Origin of the sequence: Aureimonas populi (assembly GCF_017815515.1) — a bacterium.
GTDB classification, from domain to species: Bacteria; Pseudomonadota; Alphaproteobacteria; order Rhizobiales; family Rhizobiaceae; genus Aureimonas; species Aureimonas populi.
On the sequence record NZ_CP072611.1, the window covers coordinates 3,420,720 to 3,446,713 of the forward strand.

Genomic DNA, 25,994 nt, shown 5'->3' on the forward strand with positions numbered 1-25,994 from the left:
CTTCCCAATTGCGCGGGGGCGCCCGCCTTTCTGTCCTTCAACGGAGAATCCGCAGCCCATGGCATCCATCCGGACCCTTTCCCTCGCCCTCGCGGGCACCGTCTTCCTCACCGGCGCGTCGCTGGCGCAGGAGGTCGTCCGCATCGGCACGGAAGGCGCCTACGCCCCGTTCAACTACACCAACGCGGCGGGCGAGCTGGTCGGCTTCGACATCGATATCGCGCGCGCCCTGTGCGAGGAGATGGAGGTGACGTGCGAGTTCGTGACCTCCGACTGGGACGGCATCATCCCCGCCCTCCAGAACAACCGCTTCGACGCGATCATCGCCTCCATGTCGATCACGGCCGAGCGCTCCCAGCAGGTTCTGTTCACCGACAAGTACTACAACACGCCCCCCGCCATCGCCGTGCCGACCGACAGCGACATCGCGGAGGCCACGCCCGAGGCGCTCGCCGGCCGGGCCATCGGCGTGCAGGGCTCCACCACGCATTCGGAAGCCGCGCAGGCTTATTTCCCCGACGCTGACGTGCGCATCTACCCCACGGCCGAGGAATATCAGCTCGACATCGAGAACGGGCGGCTGGACGCGGTGATGGACGACGTGGTCGTCCTGTCGCAATGGGTGGAAGGCGAAGGCGACTGCTGCCAGGTTCTGGGCACGCTGACGCCCGACCCGGCGATCTACGGCGAGGGCGCCGGCATCGCGCTGCGGCTCGGCGAGACGGAGCTGGCCGAGCGCTTCAACACCGCCATCCAGGCCATCCGCGAGAACGGCACCTATGCCGAGATCCAGGCCAAGTATTTCGACTTCGACGTCTACGGCGAGTGATCGCGCGGATGGGCCGGAGGGCTGATCGGCAGCCCGCCGGCCCCCGGCCGCGCAACGCGGCGAAGCGATGACCGATTATCTCACCCTTCTGTCCTTCGGCGATACCGGCTGGGGCGACGAGCTCGCAAGCGGGTTCCTCGTCACGGTCGCGCTCGCCCTCTCCACCCTGCCCTTCGGCCTTGCGGCGGGCCTTGCCCTCGCGCTGGCCAAGCGCTCGCACGATTGGGCGCTGCGCCTCTCTGCCGACATCTACACCACGATCTTCCGGGGCCTGCCGGAGCTTCTGACGCTGTTTCTCGTCTTCTACGGCGGGCAGGCGCTCATCAACGCGGCAACGGGGGCGGCGGGCCTGCCGCAGCTTTCGCTCTCGGCCTTCCTGTCGGGAATGCTGGCGCTCGGCTTTGTCTTTGCCGCCTTCTCATCGGAGGTCTTCCTCTCCGCCTTCCGGGCCATCGCACCCGGGCAGGAGGAGGCCGGGCGTGCGCTCGGCATGTCGCGTTTCAAGATCCTCTGGTTCATCACCCTGCCCCAGCTCATCCGCATCGCCCTGCCCGGCCTGTCGAATGTCTGGCTGAACCTCCTGAAGGACACGGCCCTCGTCTCGGTCATCGGGCTGGCGGATATCATGCGCCAGACGGGCATAGCCGCGCGCGTCACGCGCGAGCCCTTCCTCTTCTACCTTCTGGCTTGCGTGCTCTTCCTCGTCCTGACCTTCGCCTCCGTCGCCGTGATCGGGCGGATCGAGCGCTGGACCAAGCGCGGCGAGGTGCCGCGATGACCGCCGGGGCGCCGGCCCCCGCCCCCGCCGCAGCCCGGCGCCCCGGCCTTGCGGGCCTCATCTTCCTCGGCTTCTGGCTCGCCGCCGGCCTCGCGCTCGTGGCCTATCTCGCCAGCCGGTACGATCCTGCGCTGATCGAGCGGTTCGCGCCGGTCTATCTGTCCGGCCTCTGGACGACCGTTTCATTGGTGGCGATATCGTTCATGATCGGCGCGGCCCTGTCCGTGCCGGTCGCCTTCGGGCGCATGTCGCGCAACCGCGCCGCTCGGGCGCTGACCTTCGCCTATGTCAGCTTCTTTCGCGGCACGCCGCTCATCGCGCAGATTTTCCTCGTCTATTACGGCTTCGGAATCTTCCGGGCCGAGTTCGAGGCGGTGAACCTGTGGTGGTTCTTCCGCGAGGCCTGGTATTGCGCGATCTTCGCCATCTCGCTGAACACCGCCGCCTACCAGGCCGAAATCCTGCGCGGCGCCATCGAAAGCGTGGGCCGGGGCCAGTGGGAGGGCGGGCGCTCGCTCGGCCTGTCGCGCACGGCGACCTTCCGCAGGATCATCCTGCCGCAGGCGATGATCGTGGCGCTGCGGCCCTATGCCAACGAGATCATCCTTCTGGTGAAGGCCTCGGCCATCGTCGCCATCATCACTGTGTTCGACCTGATGGGTGAGACGCGCCGTGCCTACGGGCGCACCTTCGACTTCCAGACCTATATCTGGGCGGCCGTGCTCTATCTGGCGCTGGTCGAAGTGCTGCGCCGCGCGACGGATTTCGTGGAACGGCGCATCACGCGCCATCTGGTGCGCTGAGCGCGCCGGCAGGGCCGACGCCTTGAATCATCGCATGAGGCAGCGGAATCGGTTCGGCAGGAAACCGGGCGAACCGATTCCAGCCGTTCAGCTTTCGCGCGAATCCTTGTCGAGCACGAGATAGTCCAGCGGCATCTGCGTGGTGTACTTGATCTGCTCCATCGCGAAGGAGGAGGAGACGTCGCGGATGTCGATCTTCTGGATCAGCCGCTGGTAGACGGCGTCATAGGCGGCGATGTCGGGCACCACCACGCGCAGGAGATAGTCCACGTCGCCGCTCATGCGGTAGAACTCGACCACCTCGGGAAATTCCCCCACCACTTCGGAAAAGCGCCTCAGCCACTCGGCGGAGTGGGAGGCGACGCGGATGGACACGAAGACGGTGACGCGGGCGTTCACCTTGGCCGGGTCGAGGATGGCGACGCGGCGCTTGATGACGCCCTCCTCCTCCAGCTTCTGGATGCGGCGCCAGCAGGGCGTCGTCGACAGGCCCACGCGCTTGGCGATGTCGGCCACCGCCAGCGTCGCGTCCTCCTGCAGAAGTCTCAGGATCTTCTTGTCCAGCCTGTCCACCGATACCCTCCGGCGCCCCTCGTCACGGCCCCTTATAGCAGCCATGCCTTCTCATGCCACGAGGCGGGCCACGCGCCGCTTCAGTTCCGGCAGCAACTCCTGCGAAAACCACGGATGGCGCTTGATCCACGCATTGTTGCGCCAGGAGGGGTGCGGCAGCGGCAGGACGCGGGCATGGCGCCCCTCTCCGGCCAGGATCGCCCGCCAGTCCTCCACCGTCTGCGTCACGCTCGCCTTCATGCCGGGCAGGCGCGGAATGTGCCAGCCCTGCGCGTAGAGCCCGATGGCCAGCACCAGCTCCACCTGCGGCATCGCGTCGAAGACCGTCTCATGCCAGGTCGCCCGGCATTCCCTGCGCGGCGGCAAATCGTGGCCGTGCGCGTTGTAGCCCGGGAAGCAGAACCCCATCGGCACCACGCAGACGCGCGTGGGGTCGTAGAACATCTCCGGCCCGATTCCCATCCAGTCGCGCAGCCGCACGCCCGAGGGGTCGCTGAAGGGCTTGCCCGCCTTGTCGGCGAGGTTGCCGGGCGCCTGCCCCGCCACGCACAGCCTTGCCGTGCGCGACAAGGTGAGGATCGGATTGGGCGGCACCGGCAGCGGCGGGCCGATGGGTGCCTCGGCGCAGATCCGGCAGGTGCGGATCGTCTCCTGAAGGGCGAGCGGGTCCTGCACCATCAGGCTTCGCCGCGCCGTCGGCGGCCGCAAAAGAGCCGCGGAGCCGGCTCGGGGGTCCGGCCGCTGCATGGAAGAATCATCGCGATCAACACCTTGCGCTAGCGCTCTGAAGCGAGGCGTCAGGGTGTTCGCTTCGTCCTTTCTTAAGGCAAATTCTTAAGCATTCGGCAAGATGATGAGCGACGCCGATCCTGCCCGGAGTTTCCGCCGCGTTCATGTCCACCCTCGCCCAAAACCCGCATCGGACCGCCGGCAAGGCCGCTCGGCCTCGCCGCGAGGGCGAACTGGCGCGCACGCTGCGCGAGGCGCGCGAGCGGCTGGTGTTCCGCCGCCCGCTGCCGCTGCGTTTCGAGCGCGCGCTCCTGGTGCAGCACGCCTCCGCCGTCCGCGCCGCGGCGCCCCTCCTGCCCCTGCCGGTGATTCTGGCCGGCGCCGGGCTGTGGGCCTTCGCCGGCAGCGCGATGGCGGTTCTCTGGTCGGGCCTGGCCCTGAGCCTGTCCATCGTCCACCTGGGCTTGGCCGACCGCCTGAAGGCGCAGGCCGGGCGCGGCTTCGACCCGCGCCTGTGGACGCGGCTCATGCTCGGCACCCACGCGCTGTCCGGCCTCATTTGGGCCTGGCTGGCGCAGGCGAGCTGCACATCCTGCGCGCCGCTGCGCTTCGAGATGCTGCTGCTTTCCGTCCTCGTGCTCGCGGTCGCCATGACCGCGATGGTGGGGGCTACCCTGCGGGCAGTCGTTCCCGTCGCCTTCGCGCCGATGGCGCTCGTTCTTCTCTGGCGGGCGGGCGAAGCGAGCGACCCTGTGGCCGCCGCCATGCTGATGGTGCCGGCCGGCGCCGTGCCGCTGTTCGCCTTCGTCGCCGCGCGGCTTCGGGCCGACACGCTGGAGCGTCTGCGCCACACGGCCGAGCGCGACGAGCTGATCGCCGAGCTGGAGGAGGAGCGCATCGCCGCCGACGAGGCGCGCAAGCGCGCAGAAGAGGCCAACCAGGCCAAATCCCGCTTCCTGGCCACGATGAGCCACGAGCTTCGCACCCCGCTCAATGCCATTCTAGGCTTCTCCGAGGTTGTCTCGAAGGAGATCCTTGGCCCTGTGGGCAACCCGGTCTACCGGGACTACGCGGAGGATATCCACGCATCGGGCCAGCACCTCCTCGACCTCATCAACGAGATTCTCGACCTCTCGCGTGTGGAAGCCGGGCGCTATGTGCTCAATGAGGAGGCAGTCGACCTCGTCGCCATTGCCCATGATTGCCGCGCCTATCTTCAGATGAAGGCGGACGGGAAGAGCATCCGCCTCTCCACGCGCGTGGAGGACGGGCTGCCGCTGATCTGGGGCGACCCGCGCGCGCTGCGCCAGGTGGTGCTGAACCTCCTGTCCAACGCCGTCAAGTTCGCGCCCGTGGGCGGCGAGGTGGTGCTTCGCGTCGGCTGGACGGCGGGCGGGGGCCAGTACGTCTCGGTGCGCGACAACGGCCCCGGCATCCCCGAGGCCGAGATTCCGCTCGTCCTCACCTCGTTCGGCCAGGGCTCGGCGGCCATCAAGAACGCCGAGCAGGGCTCCGGCCTCGGCCTGCCCATCGTGCAGGCGCTGGTGCATCTGCACGATGGCGAGTTCCGGCTGGATTCCAGGCCCGGGCAAGGCACGGAGGCGCTGGCGATCTTCCCGCACGGGCGGGTGCTGGAGGTCATGCCCGCCATGCAGGCCTATCTTTAGGGATCGGGGCAGGCTCGCGGTTGCTTGCATCCCGCCGCGCCCTTATCTCGGATAGGATGACGATCGAGAGCCCCTGCATCAACCTCTGCCGCCTGGACCCCGCGACGGGCCAGTGCGTGGGCTGCGCGCGCACCGGCGCGGAGATCGCCGCGTGGCGCGAATTCTCGCCGCAGGCGCGGCGTTCCATCATGGCACGCCTGCCGGCGCGGCTGGCCGCCATGGCCCCTCCCGCTCTGGCGGCGGCGGAGCGCTGAGGGGATGCGCAACAGCTCCCTCCTCTTCGTTCTTCTGGCGGTCCTCTTCGGCGGCCTTGCCCTTCTCCTGATGTCGGACGGCACCGTGGCCGGGCTGGAGGACAGGCAGTTCGCCGGTCTCGTGCAGCTTTCGGCGGTCGGCCTGTTCATCGGCTCGGGCGTCCTCATCCTCGCCCGCAGCGGGCTTTCGCGCGCCCTGCGCAACGCCTTGATCTGGGGCGCGATCTTTCTCGCCCTGATCGCCGCCTACGCCTATGAAAGCGAGTTTCGCGGTTTTGCCGGCCGCATCCAGGCGGTTCTGGTGCCGGGCCGCGCCGTTTCGCTCGGCGGGCAGGAGGGGCAGGTTCTGGCGGTGCGCGGGCGCGACGACCATTTCCGCCTCGATGCGCAGGTCAATGGCCGGCGGGTGCCCTTCCTCGTGGATACGGGCGCCAGCGTGGTGGCCATCGACCGGGGAACGGCCGAGGCGGTAGGCTTGGACCTCTCCGCGCTGGCCTATACCGCGCAGATCCGCACAGCCAACGGCATCGCCCGCGCCGCGCCCGTCACGCTGGACGAGGTCCGCGTCGGCGACATCGCGCGGCGCAACGTGGTCGCGGTGGTGACGGAAGGCGACGGCATCGGCATCGACCTTCTGGGCATGAGCTTCCTAGGCTCGCTCTCCTCGGTGGACTTTCGCGGCGACCGCCTCGTGCTCACCGACTAGAGCAGGCTCCACGCAAAGCGCGCGGAGACGGTGAGGAGAAAGAGGCCGAAGGCGATTTGCAGGTGCCGGCGCGAAAGCCGGTGCGCCAGCGCCGCGCCGTAGGGCACGACAAGCAGCGAGAGCGGCACGAGCACGACCAGCGCCGTGAGGCTGACGAAGCCGAGGCTGAGCGGCGGCAGGCCCGCCTCCCCCCAGCCGGACAGGATGTAGGGAACGGTGCCGGGAATGGCGATCAGGACGCCGACGCCCGCCGAGGTGGCCACCGCCTGATGGAGCGAGCGGCCGTACAGGGTCATGAACGTGTTGTTCAGAACCCCGCCGCCGATCCCCATGATGGCCGAGATGGCGCCGATGACGACGCCGGCCACCGTGCGCCCCGCCCTCCCCGGCAGGTCCGAGCCCAGCGAGAACGGCATTTTCCCGATCATCATCTGAAGGCCCAGGACGAAGGCGATGACGGCGAAGACCGCGCGCAAGCCCTCGGAGGAAAGCCAGGCCGCCACGAAACCGCCGAGGATCGCCCCCACAGGCACGACGAAGATCCACTCCCTCAGGAGCGCCTTGTCCACGGCATCGCGCTTCAGATGCGCCGTCAGCGAGCGGATCGAGGTCGGGATGATCAGCGCGAGCGAGGTTCCCACCGCCATGTGCATGGTGATGGCGGGGTCGATGCCCAGGACGTTGAAGGCCGAGAACAGGACCGGGACGGTGATCGCCCCGCCGCCGATGCCGAAAAGGCCGGCAAGCAGCCCGGAAACGAGGCTGGCGACAACGAGCGTGGCGACCATCGGCAGCCAGAAGGAAAGGTCGATGGCGGCCATCTCGTGAAATTCCTATGGAGAGAGAAGGGAATCAGGCGGCGCTCAGCGCCGGACGAATCTCGTCGAGCGCCTCGATCAGGAGCGCGCCCGTCGCCCGCGGCCGCGTGGCGCGCTCGGAAAGGATCTGTCGCCAGCGGCGCGCGCCGGGACGGCCCGCGAAAAGGCCGACCATGTGGCGCGTGACCTGGGCAAGCCGGCCGCCGGAGGCGATATGCCGATCCGCATAGGCGGCCATCGCGTGAACCACATCTTCGAGATCGGCCCGCGGCCCGGTGTTTGCGTCGATCAGCGCATCGACATGGAGAAGATCGGCGGGGTTCTGGTACGCCGCGCGCCCCAGCATCACCCCGTCCAGCACATCCAGATAGGGTGCCGCTGCCTCCACGCGGGCCAGCCCGCCGTTCAGCCCCACGAAGATGGAGGGCAGACGCTGCTTGAGGCGAAGGACGCGGCCGTAGTCGAGCGGCGGAATTTCCCGGTTCTCCTTCGGGCTCAGGCCCTTCAGCCAGGCCTTGCGCGCATGCACCCAGATGCCGTGCGCACCGGCCGCGACCACGGCATCGGCCAGGGCGTCGAGCGCCTCCTCCGGGTCTTGCTCATCCACGCCGATGCGGCACTTGACGGTCACGGGGATCGACACGGCCTCGCGCATCGCCGCGACGCATTCCCCCACGAGCGCCGGCCGCAGCATCAGGCAGGCGCCGAAGGTGCCGGACTGGACGCGGTCCGAGGGGCAGCCGACATTCAGATTGATCTCGTCATAGCCGAAGGCTTCGCCGATGGCGGCAGCCTGCGCCAGACGGCGCGCATCGCTGCCGCCGAGTTGCAACGCCACGGGATGCTCGGCGCTGTCGAAGCCGAGAAGCCGGGCCTTGTCGCCGTGCAGGATCGCCTGATCCACCACCATCTCGGTGAACAGCAGGGCACGCCCGCTGAGCTGACGATGAAAGAAGCGGCAATGACGGTCCGTCCAGTCGATCATGGGGGCTACGGCAAGCACGGACCCCCTGATCTTGCGGCCTTCGCCTTGAAGAACGGGGGCCTGTCCGCCCGCCGGCGATGTCGTGGTCTGGGCCAAAGCGGGCCTTTTTCGAGCGTTTCAGGAGATGACGGGGCTACGGCGTAGCAAGAGGCTGCTGCTGTAGCAAATTCGAGCCGGCGCGGAACGACAAAACGCAGCCGCCGGACCCTTGCGGGCCCAGCGGCTGCGTTCCTGGCTCTCGACGGTCCCGGCCGCCCCCTTTACAGGAGGCAGCGGGGATCGGCCCGGTATTAGAAGCCGCTCGTCGTGGTGCCGACCGACACGCCGCGCGTCACCTGGGCGGTGGACGCATCCTGCATGTAGGAAGGAGCGCTCGGGCTCACGCCGATGGCCGGCGCATCCGAACTGCTGCGCTGCATGTTCGCGCGCTGCACCGTCGTCGCGTTCTGGATCTGGGACGGTGCGCTCGGGCTGATGCCCGTCGAACGGGCATTCACGGCGCCGGAGCGGGGCGCGGTGTCGTAAACGGTCGTCGCGTTCTGCTCATAGGAAGGCGAGATCGGCGAGGTCGCGATCTCGGCAGCCGCCGGAGCGACGAAGCCGAAGGAAACGACGGCGGCGAGAGCGACGTTGCGATAGTTGGTCATTGTCTTACATCCTTGTTGCGCGCCTCACTCAGCGGAGGCGGCGTCGTTGTTCGATGAGCCGCATGTACTCATCACCTTGCCGCCGTAGTAGGCCCTCTCAACAGACGCAGTGTCTCACCAGTAGGACGAACCTTTCGCAATGCACAGTTTGGACGACTTCGCCTATTTCGCGGCCGTGGTGCGCAACCGCGGCTTCGCCGCCGCCAGCCGCGACACCGGCGTTCCCAAGTCCAAGCTGAGCCGACGCGTGCGCGAGCTGGAGGACCGCATCGGCGCCCGGCTTCTGGAGCGCTCCACGCGCCGGTTCGAGGTGACGGAGGTGGGGGAGGCCTTCTACAAGCATTGCGAGAACGCGCTGGCCGAGGTGCGGGCCGCCGAGGAGGTGGCCCAGTTCTATGTCGGCGAGCCGCGCGGCCTCCTGCGGGTCAGCACCCCGCCCGGCCTGTGCGTGGACGCTGTCGCCGCCGTGCTGCCGGGCTTCCTGGCCGACTACCCGCAAGCGCGCGTGCAACTTTCGGTGGGTATGCGGCGGGTGGACATCATCGCCGAGCGCATCGACATCGCCGTGCGGGTGAGAACGCGCCTCGATACCGATGCCGACATGATGATCAAGCGCGTGGCCCAGCTTTCGTCCATCGTCGTGGCCAGCCCCGCCTTCCTGGAGCGGCACGGGCCCATCTCCTCCCTGGCCGACCTCGCCCGCCTGCCGACGATCGGCAACAACAACGCCGCGCCCGAATCCTGGCTGCTCTCGGCCCGCGACGGAAGCACGCGCACGGTTACGCACGAGCCGGTCGTCGCCTCCAACGACCTGCATCTGAACCGGCTGAGCGCCCTGTCCGGCGTCGGCGTCGCGCTGCTTCCCGAGGAGGTCATCCGGGCCGATCTCGATGCGGGGCGCCTCGTCAACGCGCTGCCGGGATGGAACGGCGAGGGCGGCGTGCTGCATCTGCTCTTCACCTCGCGCCGGGGCATGTTGCCGCTCGTGCGAATCTTTCTCGACCGCCTGGCGCAATCGCTCTCCGACATCTTCCAGACGAACCGATAGCGCACACGGCGGGCCGCCCGCCTTCCGCCAAGCTTTCCAAACTTTGCGCGAACGCCTATAGCTCGCGCCAAATCGTCAGCCCTCCTGCAAGCCGAGGAACCGCATTGTCTTCGAACACTTTCGACCGGGTCGCCGACATCATCGCCGAGACGAGCGAGATCGACCGCGCCCAGATCACGCCCGAGAGCCACACGATCGACGATCTGGGGATCGACTCGCTCGACTTCCTCGACATCGTCTTCGCGATCGACAAGGAATTCGGCATCAAGATTCCCCTGGAGAAATGGACCCAGGAGGTGAACGAGGGCGCGGTCCCCACCGAGGAGTACTTCGTCATGAAGAACCTCGTCGCCAAGATCGAAGAGCTTCGCGCGCAGAAGCCGGCCTGAACGAGCGGACGAAGAGAAGACGCGCGGATGGTTGATCGGCACGACGTCCTCATCACCGGGATCGGCCTTCTCTCCTCGCTCGGCGAGGGGGTGGAGGCGCATCTGGGCCGGCTCGCGGGGGACCATGCGCCCCAGCCCGCCCTGGAGACGGAGCGGTTCGCCCCCTACCCTGTCCATCCCCTGCCCCCGGTCGACTGGTCGGCGCAGATCCCGCGCAAGGATCAGCGCCAGATGGAAACCTGGCAGCGCCTGGGCGTCTATGCCGCCGGGTTGGCGCTCGCGGATGCCGGCGTTCCGGCCGACGAGGCCACCCGCTCGCACGTGGACATGATCGTGGCGGCCGGCGGCGGCGAGCGCGACCCGGCGGTGGACGCGCTGGTGCTGGAGCGCACGCGCGGCCTGGAGCGGCCCGGGCCGGTGCTGAACGAGACGCTGGCCGGCGAATTGCGGCCCACGCTGTTCCTCGCCCAGCTCTCCAACCTCATGGCCGGCAACATCTCCATCGTCCATAAGGTGACGGGCTCCTCGCGCACCTTCATGGGCGAGGAGAGCGCGGGCATCACGGCGCTGCAGACGGCGGCGGCGCGCATCGCCTCCGGGCAGAGCGAGACCTGCCTCGTGGGCGGCGCCTTCTCGGCCGAGCGCAAGGACCTGCTGCTGAACTACGAGATCGCCGGTATTCTCCTGCGGGACGAATGGCGGCCGGTCTTCTCGCGCGGCGAGGAGGGCGGGCTCGTGCCCGGCAGTCTCGGCGTCTTCCTCGTGCTCGAATCGGGCGAGCGGGCACGGGCACGAAACGCACCCGCCTATGCGCGCATCGCCCATGTCGCCGGCGACCGCGGCCCGGAAGCGCGCATGGGCGAGCGCCTCGCGGCGCTCCTGGCCGCATCCGGGGCCCAGGATCGCGAGCTTCTGCTGCTCTCCGGCGCCACCGGCGTCGGCCGGCAGACGGCCCGGGAGCGGGACGTCCTGCGCGAGGCCTATCCGAACGCGGCGCTGCGGGCCTTCGGCAGCGTCCTCGGCCACGCCTTCGAGGCGCATTTCCTGGCGGGCGTCGCCCTCGGCGCGGCCTCGCTTTCGCGCGGCGCGCTTCTCGCCCCCTGCGAGGGCGGCGAGGAGCGGCCCGCCGACGCCCCGGCCCGCGCGGCCCTCGTCACCAGTGTCGGCCACGCGCGCGGCGAAGGCGTCTGCTTCTTGGAGCGCAGCGCATGAGCGATCTCGATTTCGCCGGCCGCCCCGTCGTCGCGGTCACGGGCCTGGGCGTCGTCTCCTCGCTCGGTCGGGGCATCGAGGAGAATTGGGCCAGGCTCACGGCGGGCGAGTCCGGCATCCACGCCATCACACGCTTTCCCACCGACAATCTGCGCACCACCATCGCCGGCACGATCGACTTCATGAATGTCGAGCCGTGGAGCGGGATCGACCTTTCCTATGCGCTGGCCGAAAGCGCGGGCGCGGAGGCGGTTGCCATGGCGGGCCTGCCGCAGGGCGATTTCGCAGGGCCGCTCTTCCTTGCCGCCCCGCCCATCGAGCTGGAATGGTCCGCGCGCTTCGCGCTCGACAAGATAGACGGCGCCACGCGCGAGGAAGCGGGCTATGACCGGCTTCTCGAGATCGGCCGGCGCAACCATCCGGCCGGCATGTACGAGCGCACCCTGTTCGGCGCCATTTCGGAGCGCCTTGCCGAGCGGCTCGGCACGCGTGGCCTGCCCGTGACGCTCTCCACCGCCTGCGCCTCGGGCGCGAGCGCCATCCAGCTCGGCCTCGAGGCCATCCGGCGCGGCGAGACCGAGCGGGCCATCTGCATCGGCACGGACGGCTCCGTCGGCGTGGAAGCGCTGGTCCGCTTCTCCCTCCTCTCCGCGCTGTCCACGCAGAACGAGCGGCCGGAGAAGGCTTCCAAGCCCTTCTCAAGGGACCGCGACGGCTTCGTGATGGCGGAAGGCGCCGGGGCGCTGGTGCTGGAATCCCTGGCAAGCGCGCGGGCGCGCGGCGCGACCGTGCTCGGCGTGATCCTGGGTTGCGGCGAGAAAGCGGACGATTTCCACCGCACGCGCTCCAAGCCGGACGGATCGCCGATCATCGCCACCATCCGCGCGGGGCTGGAGGATTCCGGGCTGACGCCGGCCGATATCGGCTATGTCAACGCCCACGGAACCTCCACGCCCGAGAACGACCGGATGGAGCATCTGGGCCTGTCCACCGTCTTCGGCGAGGCGCTCGCCTCCACCCCGATCTCCTCCAACAAGTCCATGATCGGGCATACGCTGACGGCGGCGGGGGCTATCGAGGCGGTGTTCTCCATCCTGACGATGCGCGAGGGCACCCTGCCGCCCACCATCAACTACGACCAGCCGGACCCCGCCATCCCGCTCGACACCGTGCCGGGCAAGGCGCGCAGCGCCGATGTCTCGGCCGTCCTGTCCAACTCCTTCGGCTTCGGCGGACAGAATGTCTGCCTCGTGCTCGGCCGCGAGCCGCGCAACTGACGCCTCCTTTTCCGGATTGACCATGCGCGCACTTCAACTCGTCGGCGACCGTGACCTCAGGCAGGTCGAGATCGAGGATGTCCCGCCCCCCGGCCCCGGCGAGGTGACGGTGCGCATCTCGGTCGTGGCGCTGAACCATATCGACGTGTGGGGCTGGCGCGGCATGGCCTTCGCCAAGCGCAAGATGCCGCTGACGGTGGGAGCCGAGGCCTCGGGCGTGGTGGAGGCCCTCGGCCCCGGCACCGCCGGACTCCTGCCGGGGCAACTCGTCTCCATCTACGGCGCGCGCACCTGCGGGCTCTGCCGCGCCTGTCGCGAGGGCCGGGACAATCTCTGCGAGCACGTCTCGGGCGTTCACGGCTTCCATCTCGACGGCTTCGCCTGCGAGCGTGTGAACCTTCCGGCCCGCCTCCTCGTCCCCGCCCCTCCGGGATGCGACGCGGTGGGCGCGGCGCTGGCGCCCGTCACCTTCGGCACGGTCGAGCACATGCTTTTCGACAATGCCAGGCTGGAGGCGGGCGAGACGATCCTCGTCCACGCCGGCGGCTCGGGCATCGGCACGGCCGCTATCCAGCTTGCCAAGCGCCAGGGCGCCACCGTCATCACCACGGTAGGCTCGGACGAGAAGATCGAGCCGGCCAGGGCGCTGGGCGCGGATCACGTCGTCAACTACCGTTCGGACCGATTCGAGGGCGTGGTGCGCAAGCTGACGCGCAAGAAAGGCGTGGATGTCGTCTTCGAGCATGTCGGCAAGGACACCTTCGCCGGCTCCATGCTGTGCATGAAGCGCGGCGGGCGGCTCGTCACCTGCGGCTCGACATCCGGGGTCTCCACCGAAGTCAACCTGATGATGCTGTTCCAGCAGCAGCTCCGCCTCATCGGCTCCTTCGGCTGCCGGATGGAGAACATGGCCAACGCCATGCAGAAGATGGCTCGCGGCCTCGTCGCGCCCGTCGTGGACACCAGCGTTTCCATGGACGGCATCGAGATGGCGCTCCAGCGCATGGAAGGGCGCAAGGTCTTCGGCAAGATCGTGCTCGACCTGCGGGAGGGCGCAGCACCCGCATGAGCGGCTGGAAGCGGATTCTCGCGCGCCTGTTCAAACTGGCCGACAAGGCCAAGGACTGGCTGATCGCGCGCTTCGTCTTCGCGCTTTTCGCGTTGCTGCGCCTTCTGCCCGCCCGCGCCGGAACCGAGGCGGCGGACCGCATCGCGCGCACGGTCGGCCCGCACCTGCCGCGCCACAGGCTGGCGCTCGAGAACCTGCGCCTCGCCTACCCGGAGAGGGACGAGGCGTGGATCGAGGCAACCGCGCGTGCCAACTGGGGCCAGATGGGCCGGCTCGCGGCCGAATACATCTATCTGGACGAGATTTTCGACTACGACCCCGACCGCCCCGAAACCGAGCAGGGCCAGATCGAGGTCTCAGGCGTGGAGATTTTCAAGGAGCTTTGCGAGCGCAAGGGGCCCTTCCTCTTCTTCACGGCCCATCTCGGCTGCTTCGAGCTTCTGCCGATCTGCGCGGCGACCTTCGGGCTGGAGGTCACCGCCCTCTTCCGCCAACCCAACAACCGCTATATCGCGCGAAGGGTGCTCGGCGCGCGCAAGACGCGGGGCGGCCATCTCGTGCCGTCCAAGGCGGGCGCGGTGTGGGCGCTGGCGGGCACGCTGGAGCGGAACGGCTCGGTGGGCATGCTGGTGGACCAGAAATTCGCGCGCGGGCGGCCGGGCACCTTCTTCGGCCGCGCGGTGAAGACCAATCCCCTCCTCCCCAAGCTGGCGCGCCAGTTCGACGCGCCCGTCTACCCCGCCCGCTCCATCCGCCTCCCGGATGGCCGCTACCGGCTGGAACTGATGCCGGCTCTGGAACTGCCGCGCGACTCGGCCGGCGGCATCAATGTGGACGCAAGCTGCCAGCGGCTGAACGACGTGGTCGAAGGATGGGTTCGAGAACATCCCGAGCAATGGATGTGGTTCCACCGCCGCTGGCACACATAAAAGCGAGCCACCGGCCGGACATTAGGCGGCTACACTTCGGGTGACAACCAGAAGTCTCATGGATTGTTTACGAACGATTTGTAGGGTCGCATCGTAAGGCGAAGGCTGACGATGCTCTTGAATTTTGCCAGGCGAAACTGGACGACCCTGATCGGAGGCACGACAATCGTCGCCCTCGTGGCCGCAAGCGGCTTGTATCTGGGCGCGGGCACAGTGGATCGGTTGATCGAAACCAGCGTCAACCGCCGGGCGCAGACTTTTGCCGACTATCTCGTCTCCGACCCCGCCGTTCTCAACGCCTTCCTGACGGGCGTTTCGCGCGACCCGGACATCGAGGCCCACGCTCGCACCCTCGCCTCCCTCTCGGACTTCGCCAGTTTCAGCCTCTTCGACAGTGACGGCAGGGAGACCTTCTCCACCGGCTCCGCGCAATATGAATGGCTCCTGCGAAACCGCCCCGGGGGCATCGTGACGGAAAGCCGCCTTTCCGCCGAGGCGATGGAGCAGCCGGGACGCTGGCAGGCGGCGCATGGCGCGGGCGGCCCCATTCCCGCCGTCGTCATGCCCCTGATCCGGGACGGCCAGACCCTGGCCTATCTCTCCGTCACCGTGGACATGGTGGCCGACCAGCTCGCCTACGCGCAAACCCTTTCCATCGCCTCGATGACGCTGGTGCTGATCCTCGTCGTGGCCGCCGGCCTGCCGGCGCTGATCTACATGCGCCGCAAGCGCAGGATGGAGGAGGCGGACGAGCGGATCGTCTTCCTGCACAACCACGACGCCCTGACGAACCTCTTGAACCGCCGGCGTATGCACGAGGAGACCGACCGTCTCCTGGCCACCTCGCGCGCCACGCGAGAGCGCATGGCGCTCTGGTTCATTGACGTGGACGGGCTCTCGGAGATCAACGATTCCTACGGGCAGGCCAGCGGCGACGAGGTGCTGCGCGTGACCGCCGGGCGCCTGTCGGAGGTGGTGGAGCAGGCCGACCTTCTCTCACGTGTGGGTTCGGACGACTTCGCCGTGCTGCAACGCCAGGTCAGCAGCGAAGAATCCCTGCGCGCGCTGGCCCACCGCATCCTGGACGCGACGGCGAAGCCCATCGACCTCGGCGAGCATAGCGTGATCCCGTGCCTGTCGCTGGGCGTTGCGACCATGCCCGATCACGGGCGCACCTATGCAGAGCTGATCAAGCACGCGGAACTGGCGCTCCAGACCCAGAAGGCGCTGCGCCGGGCGGATTACACGCTGTTCGACCTCTCCATGGACGAGGAATCGCATCGCCGGCGCGTGATCGAGCAGAAGCTGCGCGCCGCGCTGGAAGGCAACGGCTTCGAGCTGTTCTACCAGCCCATCGTATCGGGCGACGGCGAGAGGCTGCTGGGCTTCGAGGCGCTGATCCGCATGCCGGACGGCGACGGCGGGCATATCCCCCCGTCCGTCTTCATCCCCATCGCCGAGGCGAGGGGCTACATCAAGGCCATCGGAAGCTGGGTGATCGGCGAAGCCGCGCGCCAGGCAGCACAGTGGCCGGACGAGCTGTTCATCTCCATCAATCTCTCCGCCGTGCAGTTCCGCGACGGCGACCTCGTCTCGATCGTCAAGAAGGCACTGAGGGAGGCGGGCATCCCGGGGCGCAGGCTCGGGATCGAGGTGGTGGAATCGTTGCTCCTCGAGCAATCCGACGACATCCTGGAGCAGCTTCGCGCGCTCCGGCGCCTCGGCATCTCGGTCGACATGGACGATTTCGGTACCGGCTACTCCTCGCTGGGCTATCTCTGGCGCTTCCCCTTCGACAAGCTGAAGATCGACCAGTCCTTCATGGCCGCCTTCCAGGAAGGGCAGTCCAGCGTCTCGCAGATTCTCGCCACCATCATCTCACTGGCCCACCATCTCGGGCTGAAGGTCACGGCGGAAGGCATCGAGACGGCCGAGCAGGCCGCCCTGCTCCATTCCTTCGGCTGCGACCAGTTGCAAGGCTACTTCTTCGGCAAGCCCATGCCGGCCGACAAGGTCGCGGCCGAGATCCTGCACCATTTCTCCGCCCGCACCGCCGCCGCCTGGGCGGCCCAGGACAGGGCGCTGGGGGTGATGGCCGTGTCGCGGGCGGGCTGAGCCGGCCGCATTCACGATCGGTTAAGTATAAACCCTGACAATTTAAAGAAAATACAGATTTTCGGGCAACGATCCCTTCTCCGGCCTGTTTTCATTCAAAGCGGCAAGAGGACGAGAACATGCGTATTTTGATTCTCGAAGACGAACCCCTGATCGCCATGGACCTGGAGGACATCGTCACGGGCGCGGGCGCCGAGTGCGTGGTCGCCTCCACCGTGCGCGGCGGGCTGGCTCGGGTGGCCGAGGGCGTGGATTTCGCCATGCTCGACTACAATCTGGGCTGCCCGCAGAACAATTCGCTCCCCGTGGCGCTCGACCTGATGGCGCGCGGCATCCCCTTCTGCTTCGTTTCGGGAAGCCTTGCGGAATTGCCGGCGCGGTTCGATGCGGTGCCGAGGATTTCGAAGCCGTTTCGGCCGAGGGAGATCGAGGCCGTGCTGCCGGCGGCGGCCTGAGCCGCGCCTTGCGGCGCCGCCCCGGTACGCAAGGAACCTGATCCGGGGCATGGCGCCGAAGCGTCCACGGGCCGAGATTGGGCGAAAATGCTTAACCATCCGCTAAGGCGGATTTGACATCGCCTTCGCCGGGCACATCTGCGTGCCTCGACGCGCGGCGACGTTCCTTTCGCCGGACGAGGTTCTGCATGGACTGGCTGCGGGAGTTTCCGCAAATCGAGCCCCGCACGCTCCGCGAGATGGCCCGCACGGTGGACGGCCATTACCGGACCTTCTCGCGCGCCTGGGGCGATACGATCGAGGCGGCCTTCCGCCCTCTGATGGACCTTCTGCTCTGGCTGGAGGCGCTCCTCATCGCCACGCCCTGGTGGCTGGTGCTGGCGGTGCTGTGCCTGATCGTCTGGCTTGCCTCCAAATCGCGCGCCGTCACCGCCGGCACGGCCGCGGCCTTCCTCCTCATCGGCCTGTTCGGCCTGTGGGCCGATACGATGAGGACGCTCGCCATCATCCTCGTCTGCACGCTGGCGGCGGTGGCCCTGGGCTTGCCCACCGGCGTCGCCATGTCGCGCTCGGCAACGCTCAGGCGGGTGCTCAACCCCGTGCTCGACGTGATGCAGACCATGCCCTCCTTCGTCTATCTCATCCCCATCGTCATGCTGCTCGGCATCGGCATCGTGCCGGGCATCATTGTCGTCGTCATCTACGCCATGCCCCCCGTCATCCGCCTCACCGACCTCGGGCTTCGCCTTGTGGACAAGGAGGTGCTGGAGGCGGCGGACGCCTTCGGCACGCGCCCCTGGCGCAAGCTTTGGGAGGTCGAGCTGCCGCTGGCGCTGCCCACCATCATGGCGGGCGTGAACCAGACGATCATGATGGCGCTGGCGATGGTGGTGGTCGCCTCGCTGATCGGCGTGCGCGGCCTGGGCCAGCCCGTACTTCAGGCCATCACCAACCAGTATTTCACGCAAGGCTTGCTGAATGGCCTTGCCATCGTCGCCATCGCCATCGTCTTCGACAGGACGAGCCAGGCGGCGGCCCGCCGCCTCCAGCGCCATCGCGGACCCGCCAATGACTGATCCGGTGATACGCCTTCGCGCGCTGACCAAGCTGTTCGACCGCAAGGCAGAGGCCGAGCTGCGGCGCACCGCCGACCGCCACGCTCGCGCCGCTCTGCTCGAGGCCCATCGCGCCGACCTTGCCCTGCGAGACGTCGACCTGGACGTGCGGCGGGGGCAGATACAGGTGGTGATGGGACTTTCCGGCTCGGGAAAGTCCACGCTGGTGCGCCACATCAACCGCCTCATCGAGCCTTCCAGCGGCACGGTGGAGGTGGATGGCCAGGACATGCTCGCCCTGTCGCCGGGGGCATTGCTGGAGTTCCGGCGCAAGCGCATTTCCATGGTGTTCCAGCGCTTCTCGCTCCTGCCCCACCGCACCGTCCTCGACAATGTGGCCTATGGGCTGAAGGCGGCCGGCGTGGCGCGGCGCGAGCGGCTCGACAAGGCGCATGTCTGGATCGAGCGCGTGGGACTTCGGGGCGAGGAAAGGCGGTTTCCCGCCCAGCTTTCCGGCGGAATGCAGCAGCGCGTGGGGCTGGCGCGCGCGCTGGCGACCGATACCGATATCCTGCTGATGGACGAGGCCTTCTCCGCGCTCGACCCTCTGATTCGCCGCGACATGCAGACGCTCCTCATGGGGCTGCAAAGCGAGCTTGGCCGCACCATCGTCTTCATCACCCACGACCTCGACGAGGCACTGCGCCTCGGCAGCCGCATCGCCATCCTGAAGGACGGGCAGCTCGTGCAGGAGGGAGCGGGGCAGGAGATCGTGCTTTCGCCGGCCGACGACTATGTGGCCGCCTTCGTCGCGGACGTGGATCGCGGACGCGTTCTGACGGTCGGGGATCTCGCCGTGCCCGCCCGCGAGGAGCCGGCGCAGCTTCGCATCGAATCGCGCGTGAGCCTGCGCGATGCGGCGCGGATGATGGTGGAGAACGAGGCCAGCCGGGCCGATATCGTCAGCCCGGAGGGAAATCGCATGGGCCAGGCGGAGCTGCGAGGGATCGTCGCCGCGCTGACGCTGCCGGGTCGCATGTGAAAGCCCGGGCCGTGGCCCGGGCGCGATCTCGTAAAACGAGCCTGTTAGCGGCTGGCCACATCGTCTACCGCGGCCCCGGTGGCCGAGACCGTATTGCCCACGTCCCGGCCGACGCCGCGAACGGTGTTGGCGCAGGCGGACAGGGCCATGACGGCCGCAAGCATGGAAGCGACGACGGCGGTGCGGGTGTTCATGATAACGCTCCTTGAAGGCGATAAGCTTCCCGGAAATGTGGCAAGAGCGCGAAGGTTCCGGCGACGGGAGAGATAATGTTCGCGCGCGAGCGCCGTTTCGCCTTCCCCCGGGCAACCTAGAGGCCAACAATCGCCGCCTTTCCGGCCTCGGATGACGGGGCTGCCGGCCCGAACCCCGCAAAGGGAGGCGGCCGGCGATAAATCCGCCCTGCTTCGTTGTGGTGGACCGCCGGACGCGCTATGGGCGGATGATCGCCATTGGAAGGCCGATCCATATCGACGCCGCGCGTCGAAAGGGATTGCATGAAGATCAAGGACTATCTCTGGCCGGTCATCGGCCTCCTTGCCGTTATCCTCTCGAGCTGGATTCTGTACCACGAGGTACGCGAACTCTCGCTGGAGGACATCCTCGTCAGCTTCCAGGCCATCGGCGCCACGCAATGGGCCCTGTCGTGCCTCGCGGCCGTCGCTGCCTATACGATGCTGGCGTTCTACGACAAGCTGGCCCTGATGCATGTGGACAGGCAGGTGTCCTTCCCCTTCGTGCTGGCCACCTCCTTCACCACCTACGCCCTGTCCCACAATATCGGGGCCTCGGTCTTCTCCGGCGCGGTGGTGCGCTATCGGGCCTACACCTCGCGCGGGCTGACGGTGGCGGACGTGGCGCTTCTCATCGCCTTCTGCTCCTTCACCTTCGCACTCGGCGTGCTTCTGGTCGGGGCGATCACCCTCCTCCTGGAGCCGGAGGTTCTGGCGCGCTACTTCGACCCCGGCCCGTGGGTGGGGCCGGCGCTGGCCATCGTCATCCTCGTGCTCATCGCACTTTACGTTATCGGCAGCCTGCTCGGCTTCCGCCCGCTGCGGATCGGCCGGTTCCGGCTGGAATATCCACGCCGCGACGTCGTGTTCCGCCAGCTCCTCATCGCGCCGGCCGAGATCGTCTTCGCCGCCGCCATCATCTACTTCGCGCTCCCGGCCGAGAGCCATCCCGGCTTCCTCGTCGTCCTGGCGATCTTCGTCATCTCCTTCTCGCTGGCGTTGCTCTCCCACGCGCCGGGCGGGCTCGGCGTCCTTGAAGTGGCCTTCCTCACGGGCCTTTCGGACATGGCCGAGAGCGACGTGCTGGCCGCCCTCTTCGTCTTCCGCATCCTCTATCTGCTCGTCCCCTTCGCCATCGCCATCGTGATGGTCCTGGGCTTCGAGCAGAGCCGCATCTGGAACCGCAACAAGGCGCGCCCCAAGCTGCCGGACTGAGCCGCGAGGCCGGGGAAGCCCCGCGCAACCCGTCCTTAACGCCGGGCCTCCATGCTGCAACGCGCTGAAGGTGGCGCGGGAGCCGGGAAACGAACCATGACGAGGTCCGACGCACCGAGCGAGCGCGCAAAGGCCCCGAGCGGGGGCGGCGGCGGCCTCGCGGCCGCGCTGCCCTCGCCGCTTCTGCTCCTCGCGCTGGCCGTGCTGGCCTGCGCCGTCCTCGCCGCCCTGCCTCTCACGCTTCCGATGGGGCCTATGTACTGGGACCTCGTGGTCTATATCGACGGCGCGCAGCGCGTGACCGCGGGGCAGGTTCCCTCCGTCGATTTCTTCGCGCCCGTAGGCCCGCTCGGCTACTGGCTGCTGGCGGGCGCGCTCCGGCTTTTCGATGAGGGCCAGCCGCTTCTGCTGGCGCAGTGGTCACTGCTCGTCGTCACCGCCCCGGCGATGGCGCTGGTGCTGCGTGACGTGGACCGCCGCTCGCGCCCGCTGGCGCTGGCGCTGCTCGGCCCCTTCCTGTTCTTCCAGCTCCTGCCCATCAATATCGAGCAATATTCGGTCTATCCGGGGGTGGACGGCTACGGCATCTACAACCGGCAGGTCTGCCACCTGCTCTATGTGCTCACCGCCGCGCTGGTCTTCGTAGAGGGCCGGCGCACGCTCCTGGCCGTCGTCGCCTGGTGCTGCCTGTCGCTCTTCCTTCTCAAGATCACCGGCTTCCTGGCCGCCGGCCTGCTTTGCGCCTACGCGCTGGCGGCCGGGCGGGTGAGCTGGCGGATCGCGCTCGGCTGCGCGGCGATCTTCCTGGCGGCGCTGGGCGCGCTGGAACTGAGCCTTCGCCTGCCGAGCGCCTATCTGGCCGACATCGCGGCCCTGGTGAAGCTCAACGAGGGCAGCATCGCGCGGCGTTTCGTGCAGGCGGCGTCGATCCATTTCGGCATCGTGGGCCCCGGCGCCATTCTCCTCGCCTGGCTCCTCCTCTCCGGGCGCCGGACGCATGAGGGCGACCTGCGCGCATGGGCGGGGCGCTCGACCATGGCCCGCCTCGCCGCCGCGCTCGACCGGCCGGCGCTCTGGCTGGGCATCGCGCTGTTCGCGGCCCTGTTCGCGGAAACGCAGAACACCGGCGGCCACGGCTTCATCTTCCTCTGGCCCATCCTCCTTCTCGTGCTCGCCCAAGCGCGACCCGGGGCGGCGGGCCGCCCGGCGCTTACCGCGCTGCTGGTCGCGGCCGTCGCCCTGCCGCCGGCCGTCAACGTCTTCCATCGCTCGATGCGCGCCATCGTCGGCCAGACGCAGTACGAGGTCATCGAGGGCAGCCGGCTGAAGACGCTCGGCGCGGCCACGCAGCGCGCCGAGGTGCTGGAGCGCGCGCGCATCCTGCACGACATCTACGCGACCTATCCGCAGCCCTATCAGGCGATGGCGGATGCCAAGGTGCTGCCGACCTACGGGCTCTATTCCGACCTCGACTTCCAGGTCGGCTGGTTCGAGGCAGCGGACGAGGCCGTGGGCGCGATCCTCGCCTACGAGGCCGCGCAAGGGGTGCGGTTCGAGACGATCATGAGCCTGAACTTCGCCAATCCCTTTCCGTGGCTGCTCGACCGGCAGGGTCCGCACCACATCGCCATCGGCGCCGACCCGACTCGCGCGGTGCCGCCCCCGGACGCGCAGACCCTGGAGGCCGTGGCGCAAACCGACCTCGTGCTGGAGCCGCTCTGCCCCATTACCTCGGCCAACGACGCCCTGCGCCGCCTCTATGAGCCGGGCCTCGCCGAACACCGAATCGTGCCGATATCGCGCTGCTGGCGCGGCTATGTGAGATTTTGAGGAGAAGGCCTGCCCCCGAACCGCCGCCGCCCCCCGAGCCCTTGGCCCCGGCACGGCTCGTCGCACCCAGACCATCCGGCGCACATCGAAAGGCACGGCAAAAAGCCGAGGCGCCCGAACAATTCTGAGAAGGATAAATGGTGGGTGATGTAGGGATCGAACCTACGACCCGCTGATTAAGAGTCAGCTGCTCTACCAACTGAGCTAATCACCCGCGTGCCGCGCCGCCTTTCGGCCGCCGACGAAACGCGTTCTAGTCGGTTCGAACGGGCCTGTCCAGAACGGGGCGGCCAGATTCCGGCGCTGATCGTCGATTTTTTCGCAGGCGCGCACGGCCAAACGGCCGCGGCGCGTCAAACAGGAAGCGTTTCTCGAGGCTTTTCTTAAACCTTGATCCCGAAAACTCTCCCCATCGAGCGCGAAGCACGGGTCGAAGGCGGGTCTGGCACCATCATGCTCCGGGATTCTCACGAAAAGGCTTGCAAGGGAGCGGCCGATGGATGCGCGAGTCATGCAGCCTGACCGGACGATCTATGTCGATCTCGACGGCACGCTGATCCGCAGCGACCTTCTGTGGGAAACGCTGTTCCTGCTCGTCCGCCAGCGGCCGGGGCTTCTCTGGCGCCTTCCGTTCTGGCTGGCGAAGGGCAAGGCGGTGCTGAAGGCGAGGATCGCCGAGGCCATCGCCTTCGACGCCGCCGCCCTGCCCTACCGGCCCGAGGTCGTCGAGGCGCTGGGGGCGGCACGCGCGCAAGGCCGCACCCTGGTGCTGGCGACGGCGGCCGACCGGCGCCTGGCCGAGGCGGTGGCGGGCCATCTCGGGCTGTTCGATGCCGTCATGGCCAGCGACGGCGCGCGCAATCTCTCCTCCCACGCCAAGCGGCAGGCGATCCTCGCCCATTGCGGGCCGCGCGGCTACGATTATTACGGCAACTCGGCCGACGATGTGTGCCTGTTCGAGATGGCTGGCGAGGCGACGGTGGTGAGCCCGGATCGCGCGGCCGGCCGCTGGGCGCGATCGAGCGGAGCGCAGGTTCTGCCGCGCACGGGCTCGCTGGCGCGCGGATGTCTCAAGGCGATGCGGCCGCACCAGTGGATGAAGAATCTCCTGATCTTCGTGCCAGCCGTCCTCTCGCACGAATTCCTCGATCCCCATACGGTCGCGGCGGCGCTGGCGGCGTTCTTCGCCTTCTCCTTCGCGGCCTCGGCCGTCTACATTCTCAACGACCTTCTCGACCTGGAGGCGGACCGGCGGCACAAGACCAAGCGCCACCGCCCCTTCGCCAGCGGCACGGTTCCCATTCCGCTGGGGCTGGCTCTGGCCGGCGCGCTGGTGGGTGCGTCTCTGACGCTCTCCCTCTTCCTGCCGCCCACCTTCCTCCTGGTTCTGGGTGTCTATCTCGCCACCACCACCGCCTATTCGCTGGCGCTGAAGCGGATGCTGCTGATCGACGTGCTGACGCTCGCCGGCCTCTATACGACGCGCATCGTCGCCGGCACGGCGGCCATCGAGGCCGACGAATCCTTCTGGCTCCTGGCGTTCTCCCTCTTCTTCTTCCTCTCCCTGGCACTGGTGAAGCGCTATACGGAGCTTCTCGATTTCGGGGAGGGAGCGCATCGCTCCAAGACCGGACGCGGCTATGTGGATGTCGATCTCGACACGATCGGGCAGGCCGGCATGTCCTCCGGCTTCGCGGCCGTGCTGGTCCTGGCGCTTTACGTCGACAGCGCCGAGATGCGCGAGCTGTACGCCCATCCCTACATGGTCTGGCCGCTTTGTCCGCTGGTCCTCTACATCATCGTGCGCATCTGGATTCTGGCGCGGCGCGGGCAGATGCACGACGATCCGGTCGTCTTCATCCTGAACGACTGGCGCTCGCAGGTGATGATCGGCCTTGGCGCCGCCATGCTGGTGGCGGCCGCCTATGTCCCGTGAGCGCTACGGGAGCTGGGGGCGCGGGCGCAGGGACGTGCCGCGCGGGGCCCTGATGCTGGCGGCGGGCGAAACGCTTCCCTCCGGCCCCGAAGGCTCGCTCCTGCCCTTCGGCAACGGCCGCAGCTACGGCGATAGCTGCCACAACGACGAGGGGCTGCTCATCGACACGCGCGGCGCCTCGCGCATCCTCTCCTTCGACGCCGCGAGCGGGATTCTGGAGGCACAGGCCGGCGTGCTTCTGTGCGATATCACCCGGCATGTCGCGCCAGCCGGCTGGTTCCTGCCCGTCACGCCCGGCACGCAGTTCGTCACGCTGGGCGGGGCCATTGCCAACGACGTCCACGGCAAGAACCACCACCGGCGCGGCACCTTCGGCCGCTGGGTGGAGGCGCTGGAACTGCAACGCTCCGACCGCCCCGGGCCCGTCCTCTGCACACGTGAGGAGAACGCCGACCTTTTCGCCGCCACCATCGGCGGGATGGGGCTGACCGGGCTCGTCACCCGCGCGACCATCCGTCTCCTGAGGGTTGCCTCGCTCGACATCGACCAGACGACGACCCGCTTCGATCGCCTCGACGACTATTTCGACCTCGCCCCGGCCGCCGACGAGCGCCACGAATACGCGGTTGCCTGGGTCGACTCCCTGAAGCGCGGCCGCTCGCTCGGGCGTGGCCATCTGATCTGCGGCGACCACGCCGCCAGCGGCTCGCGCAGCGGGATCGCCCGCCCGCCGCTCGCCCGCATTCCCTTCACCCCGCCGGTCAGCCCGCTGCGGGGGCTGGCGCTCGGCGCCTTCAACGAAGCCTATTTCCGCAAGGCGCCGCCGGGCGTCTCTACCGCGCGCGTACCTTTCGACGCCTTCTTCTATCCTCTCGACCGCCTCGGCGGCTGGAACCGGCTCTACGGCCCGCGCGGCCTGCACCAGCACCAGAGCGTCCTGCCGGCCGCCGGCGGGCCTGCGGCGGTGCGGGCGCTGCTCGAATGCGCGACCGCCCACCGCCACGGCTCGTTCCTCACCGTGCTCAAGCGCTTCGGCGATCTGCAAAGCCCCGGTCTCCTCTCCTTCCCCCGCGCCGGCTACACGCTCACGCTCGACTTTCCCCATCGCGGCGAGGCGACGCTCGCCCTTCTTTCCGAACTCGACGCCATCACGGTCTCGGCGGGCGGCGCGGTGAACCCCTACAAGGATGCCCGCATGTCGCCGCAGACCTTCCAGGCTTCCTTCCCCGGATGGCGGGCGCTGGAGGCACTTCGCGATCCGGCCATGATGTCCGACTTCTGGCGCCGGACGGCCGCATGCCTTCCACGGGCCGACGAAGACGCGCCACCCGCCGCAACCCTCCCTTTACCCTAGGGAAAGAAGAGCCGGGAATCGGGCCGCCGCCGGCGTGCCAATCATG

Annotated in this window: 25 protein-coding genes, 1 tRNA gene and 1 pseudogene; 20 read left to right on the forward strand and 7 right to left on the reverse strand. The window is 68.3% G+C overall.

What is annotated here, in order from left to right; translation table 11 throughout:
* The first annotated feature begins 58 nt into the window (after positions 1–58).
* The 3 genes from J7654_RS16300 (at position 59) to J7654_RS16310 (ending at position 2,410) form a co-directional block, all read left to right on the forward strand.
* Entirely contained in the window at positions 59–829 is a 771-nt protein-coding gene (locus J7654_RS16300; protein WP_209736908.1) for an ABC transporter substrate-binding protein, read from the forward strand.
* Positions 830–896: 67 nt separating this feature from the next.
* Positions 897–1,607 (forward strand): ABC transporter permease, encoded by a 711-nt coding sequence (locus J7654_RS16305; RefSeq protein WP_209736909.1) that lies wholly within the window; start codon positions 897–899, stop codon positions 1,605–1,607.
* Positions 1,604–2,410, forward strand: a complete 807-nt coding sequence (locus tag J7654_RS16310; RefSeq protein ID WP_209736910.1) for an ABC transporter permease — start codon at positions 1,604–1,606, stop codon at positions 2,408–2,410. Before J7654_RS16305 ends, J7654_RS16310 begins: the two co-directional genes overlap by 4 nt.
* An 87-nt stretch (positions 2,411–2,497) precedes the next feature.
* On the opposite strand, the gene J7654_RS16315 is transcribed toward J7654_RS16310, so the two are convergent.
* Positions 2,498–2,983 carry an Lrp/AsnC family transcriptional regulator gene (locus J7654_RS16315; RefSeq protein ID WP_209740627.1) on the reverse strand — a complete coding sequence of 162 codons (486 nt, stop codon included), beginning with the start codon at positions 2,981–2,983 and terminating at the stop codon, positions 2,498–2,500.
* A 51-nt stretch (positions 2,984–3,034) separates the two neighbouring features.
* Complete coding sequence (locus tag J7654_RS16320) at positions 3,035–3,661, reverse strand: uracil-DNA glycosylase family protein (protein ID WP_209736911.1); 627 nt, start codon at positions 3,659–3,661, stop codon at positions 3,035–3,037.
* 215 nt (positions 3,662–3,876) lie between these two features.
* Between J7654_RS16320 and J7654_RS16325 the strand changes: the two genes are divergently transcribed.
* Genes J7654_RS16325 through J7654_RS16335 form a run of 3 tightly spaced genes read left to right on the forward strand, consistent with a single transcriptional unit; the run spans position 3,877 to position 6,339 of the window.
* Complete coding sequence (locus tag J7654_RS16325) at positions 3,877–5,379, forward strand: ATP-binding protein (protein ID WP_209736912.1); 1,503 nt, start codon at positions 3,877–3,879, stop codon at positions 5,377–5,379.
* Positions 5,380–5,435: 56 nt separating this feature from the next.
* Positions 5,436–5,633 carry a DUF1289 domain-containing protein gene (locus J7654_RS16330; RefSeq protein ID WP_209736913.1) on the forward strand — a complete coding sequence of 66 codons (198 nt, stop codon included), beginning with the start codon at positions 5,436–5,438 and terminating at the stop codon, positions 5,631–5,633.
* A gap of 4 nt (positions 5,634–5,637) precedes the next feature.
* Positions 5,638–6,339, forward strand: coding sequence for a retropepsin-like aspartic protease family protein (locus tag J7654_RS16335; RefSeq protein WP_209736914.1), 702 nt, complete (start codon positions 5,638–5,640; stop codon positions 6,337–6,339).
* On the opposite strand, the gene J7654_RS16340 is transcribed toward J7654_RS16335, so the two are convergent.
* From J7654_RS16340 to J7654_RS16350, 3 genes are all read right to left on the reverse strand, one after another.
* Positions 6,336–7,160: a sulfite exporter TauE/SafE family protein gene (locus J7654_RS16340; protein ID WP_209736915.1), complete on the reverse strand. Its 825-nt coding sequence runs from the start codon at positions 7,158–7,160 to the stop codon at positions 6,336–6,338. The genes J7654_RS16335 and J7654_RS16340 overlap by 4 nt on opposite strands.
* Positions 7,161–7,191: 31 nt before the next feature.
* Positions 7,192–8,142 (reverse strand): tRNA dihydrouridine(20/20a) synthase DusA, encoded by a 951-nt coding sequence (gene dusA, locus J7654_RS16345; protein WP_245195789.1) that lies wholly within the window; start codon positions 8,140–8,142, stop codon positions 7,192–7,194.
* Between the two features lie 290 nt (positions 8,143–8,432).
* Positions 8,433–8,789 carry a hypothetical protein gene (locus tag J7654_RS16350; RefSeq protein WP_209736916.1) on the reverse strand — a complete coding sequence of 119 codons (357 nt, stop codon included), beginning with the start codon at positions 8,787–8,789 and terminating at the stop codon, positions 8,433–8,435.
* A gap of 139 nt (positions 8,790–8,928) precedes the next feature.
* Here J7654_RS16350 and J7654_RS16355 point away from each other — a divergent pair, with 139 nt between their 5' ends.
* From J7654_RS16355 to J7654_RS16400, 10 genes are all read left to right on the forward strand, one after another.
* Positions 8,929–9,837, forward strand: coding sequence for a LysR family transcriptional regulator (locus tag J7654_RS16355; protein ID WP_209736917.1), 909 nt, complete (start codon positions 8,929–8,931; stop codon positions 9,835–9,837).
* 104 nt (positions 9,838–9,941) lie between these two features.
* Positions 9,942–10,226 carry an acyl carrier protein gene (locus tag J7654_RS16360; protein ID WP_209736918.1) on the forward strand — a complete coding sequence of 95 codons (285 nt, stop codon included), beginning with the start codon at positions 9,942–9,944 and terminating at the stop codon, positions 10,224–10,226.
* Between the two features lie 27 nt (positions 10,227–10,253).
* Positions 10,254–11,438 (forward strand): beta-ketoacyl-ACP synthase, encoded by a 1,185-nt coding sequence (locus J7654_RS16365; protein WP_209736919.1) that lies wholly within the window; start codon positions 10,254–10,256, stop codon positions 11,436–11,438.
* Positions 11,435–12,715, forward strand: a complete 1,281-nt coding sequence (locus tag J7654_RS16370; RefSeq protein ID WP_209736920.1) for a beta-ketoacyl-ACP synthase — start codon at positions 11,435–11,437, stop codon at positions 12,713–12,715. Before J7654_RS16365 ends, J7654_RS16370 begins: the two co-directional genes overlap by 4 nt.
* 22 nt (positions 12,716–12,737) lie before the next feature.
* Positions 12,738–13,784 (forward strand): zinc-binding dehydrogenase, encoded by a 1,047-nt coding sequence (locus J7654_RS16375; RefSeq protein WP_209736921.1) that lies wholly within the window; start codon positions 12,738–12,740, stop codon positions 13,782–13,784.
* Positions 13,781–14,713 (forward strand): lipid A biosynthesis lauroyl acyltransferase, encoded by a 933-nt coding sequence (locus tag J7654_RS16380; protein ID WP_209736922.1) that lies wholly within the window; start codon positions 13,781–13,783, stop codon positions 14,711–14,713. Before J7654_RS16375 ends, J7654_RS16380 begins: the two co-directional genes overlap by 4 nt.
* A 111-nt stretch (positions 14,714–14,824) precedes the next feature.
* A complete protein-coding gene (locus J7654_RS16385; RefSeq protein WP_209736923.1) occupies positions 14,825–16,828 on the forward strand; it encodes a putative bifunctional diguanylate cyclase/phosphodiesterase in 2,004 nt (667 codons plus the stop codon).
* A gap of 119 nt (positions 16,829–16,947) precedes the next feature.
* Complete coding sequence (locus tag J7654_RS16390; RefSeq protein ID WP_209736924.1) at positions 16,948–17,283, forward strand: response regulator; 336 nt, start codon at positions 16,948–16,950, stop codon at positions 17,281–17,283.
* A 188-nt stretch (positions 17,284–17,471) separates the two neighbouring features.
* Positions 17,472–18,359, forward strand: a complete 888-nt coding sequence (locus J7654_RS16395; protein WP_209736925.1) for an ABC transporter permease — start codon at positions 17,472–17,474, stop codon at positions 18,357–18,359.
* Positions 18,352–19,380, forward strand: coding sequence for a quaternary amine ABC transporter ATP-binding protein (locus J7654_RS16400; protein WP_209736926.1), 1,029 nt, complete (start codon positions 18,352–18,354; stop codon positions 19,378–19,380). The genes J7654_RS16395 and J7654_RS16400 overlap by 8 nt, the downstream gene beginning before the upstream one ends.
* Positions 19,381–19,424: 44 nt before the next feature.
* Here J7654_RS16400 and J7654_RS16405 read toward each other — a convergent pair whose 3' ends face one another.
* Positions 19,425–19,574: an entericidin domain-containing protein gene (locus J7654_RS16405; protein ID WP_209736927.1), complete on the reverse strand. Its 150-nt coding sequence runs from the start codon at positions 19,572–19,574 to the stop codon at positions 19,425–19,427.
* Positions 19,575–19,877: 303 nt separating this feature from the next.
* Between J7654_RS16405 and J7654_RS16410 the strand changes: the two are divergent.
* A pseudogene (locus tag J7654_RS16410) lies at positions 19,878–20,836 on the forward strand (lysylphosphatidylglycerol synthase transmembrane domain-containing protein); the annotation flags it as partial.
* An 88-nt stretch (positions 20,837–20,924) separates the two neighbouring features.
* Positions 20,925–22,658 carry a hypothetical protein gene (locus tag J7654_RS16415; protein WP_209736929.1) on the forward strand — a complete coding sequence of 578 codons (1,734 nt, stop codon included), beginning with the start codon at positions 20,925–20,927 and terminating at the stop codon, positions 22,656–22,658.
* A gap of 138 nt (positions 22,659–22,796) precedes the next feature.
* On the opposite strand, the gene J7654_RS16420 is transcribed toward J7654_RS16415, so the two are convergent.
* A tRNA-Lys gene (locus J7654_RS16420) sits at positions 22,797–22,872 on the reverse strand.
* Positions 22,873–23,154: 282 nt separating this feature from the next.
* Here J7654_RS16420 and J7654_RS16425 point away from each other — a divergent pair.
* Together J7654_RS16425 and J7654_RS16430 are read left to right on the forward strand one after the other, a co-directional pair.
* Positions 23,155–24,594 (forward strand): UbiA family prenyltransferase, encoded by a 1,440-nt coding sequence (locus tag J7654_RS16425; protein WP_209736930.1) that lies wholly within the window; start codon positions 23,155–23,157, stop codon positions 24,592–24,594.
* Positions 24,584–25,948, forward strand: coding sequence for an FAD-binding oxidoreductase (locus tag J7654_RS16430; protein ID WP_209736931.1), 1,365 nt, complete (start codon positions 24,584–24,586; stop codon positions 25,946–25,948). Before J7654_RS16425 ends, J7654_RS16430 begins: the two co-directional genes overlap by 11 nt.
* Positions 25,949–25,994: the final 46 nt, after the last annotated feature.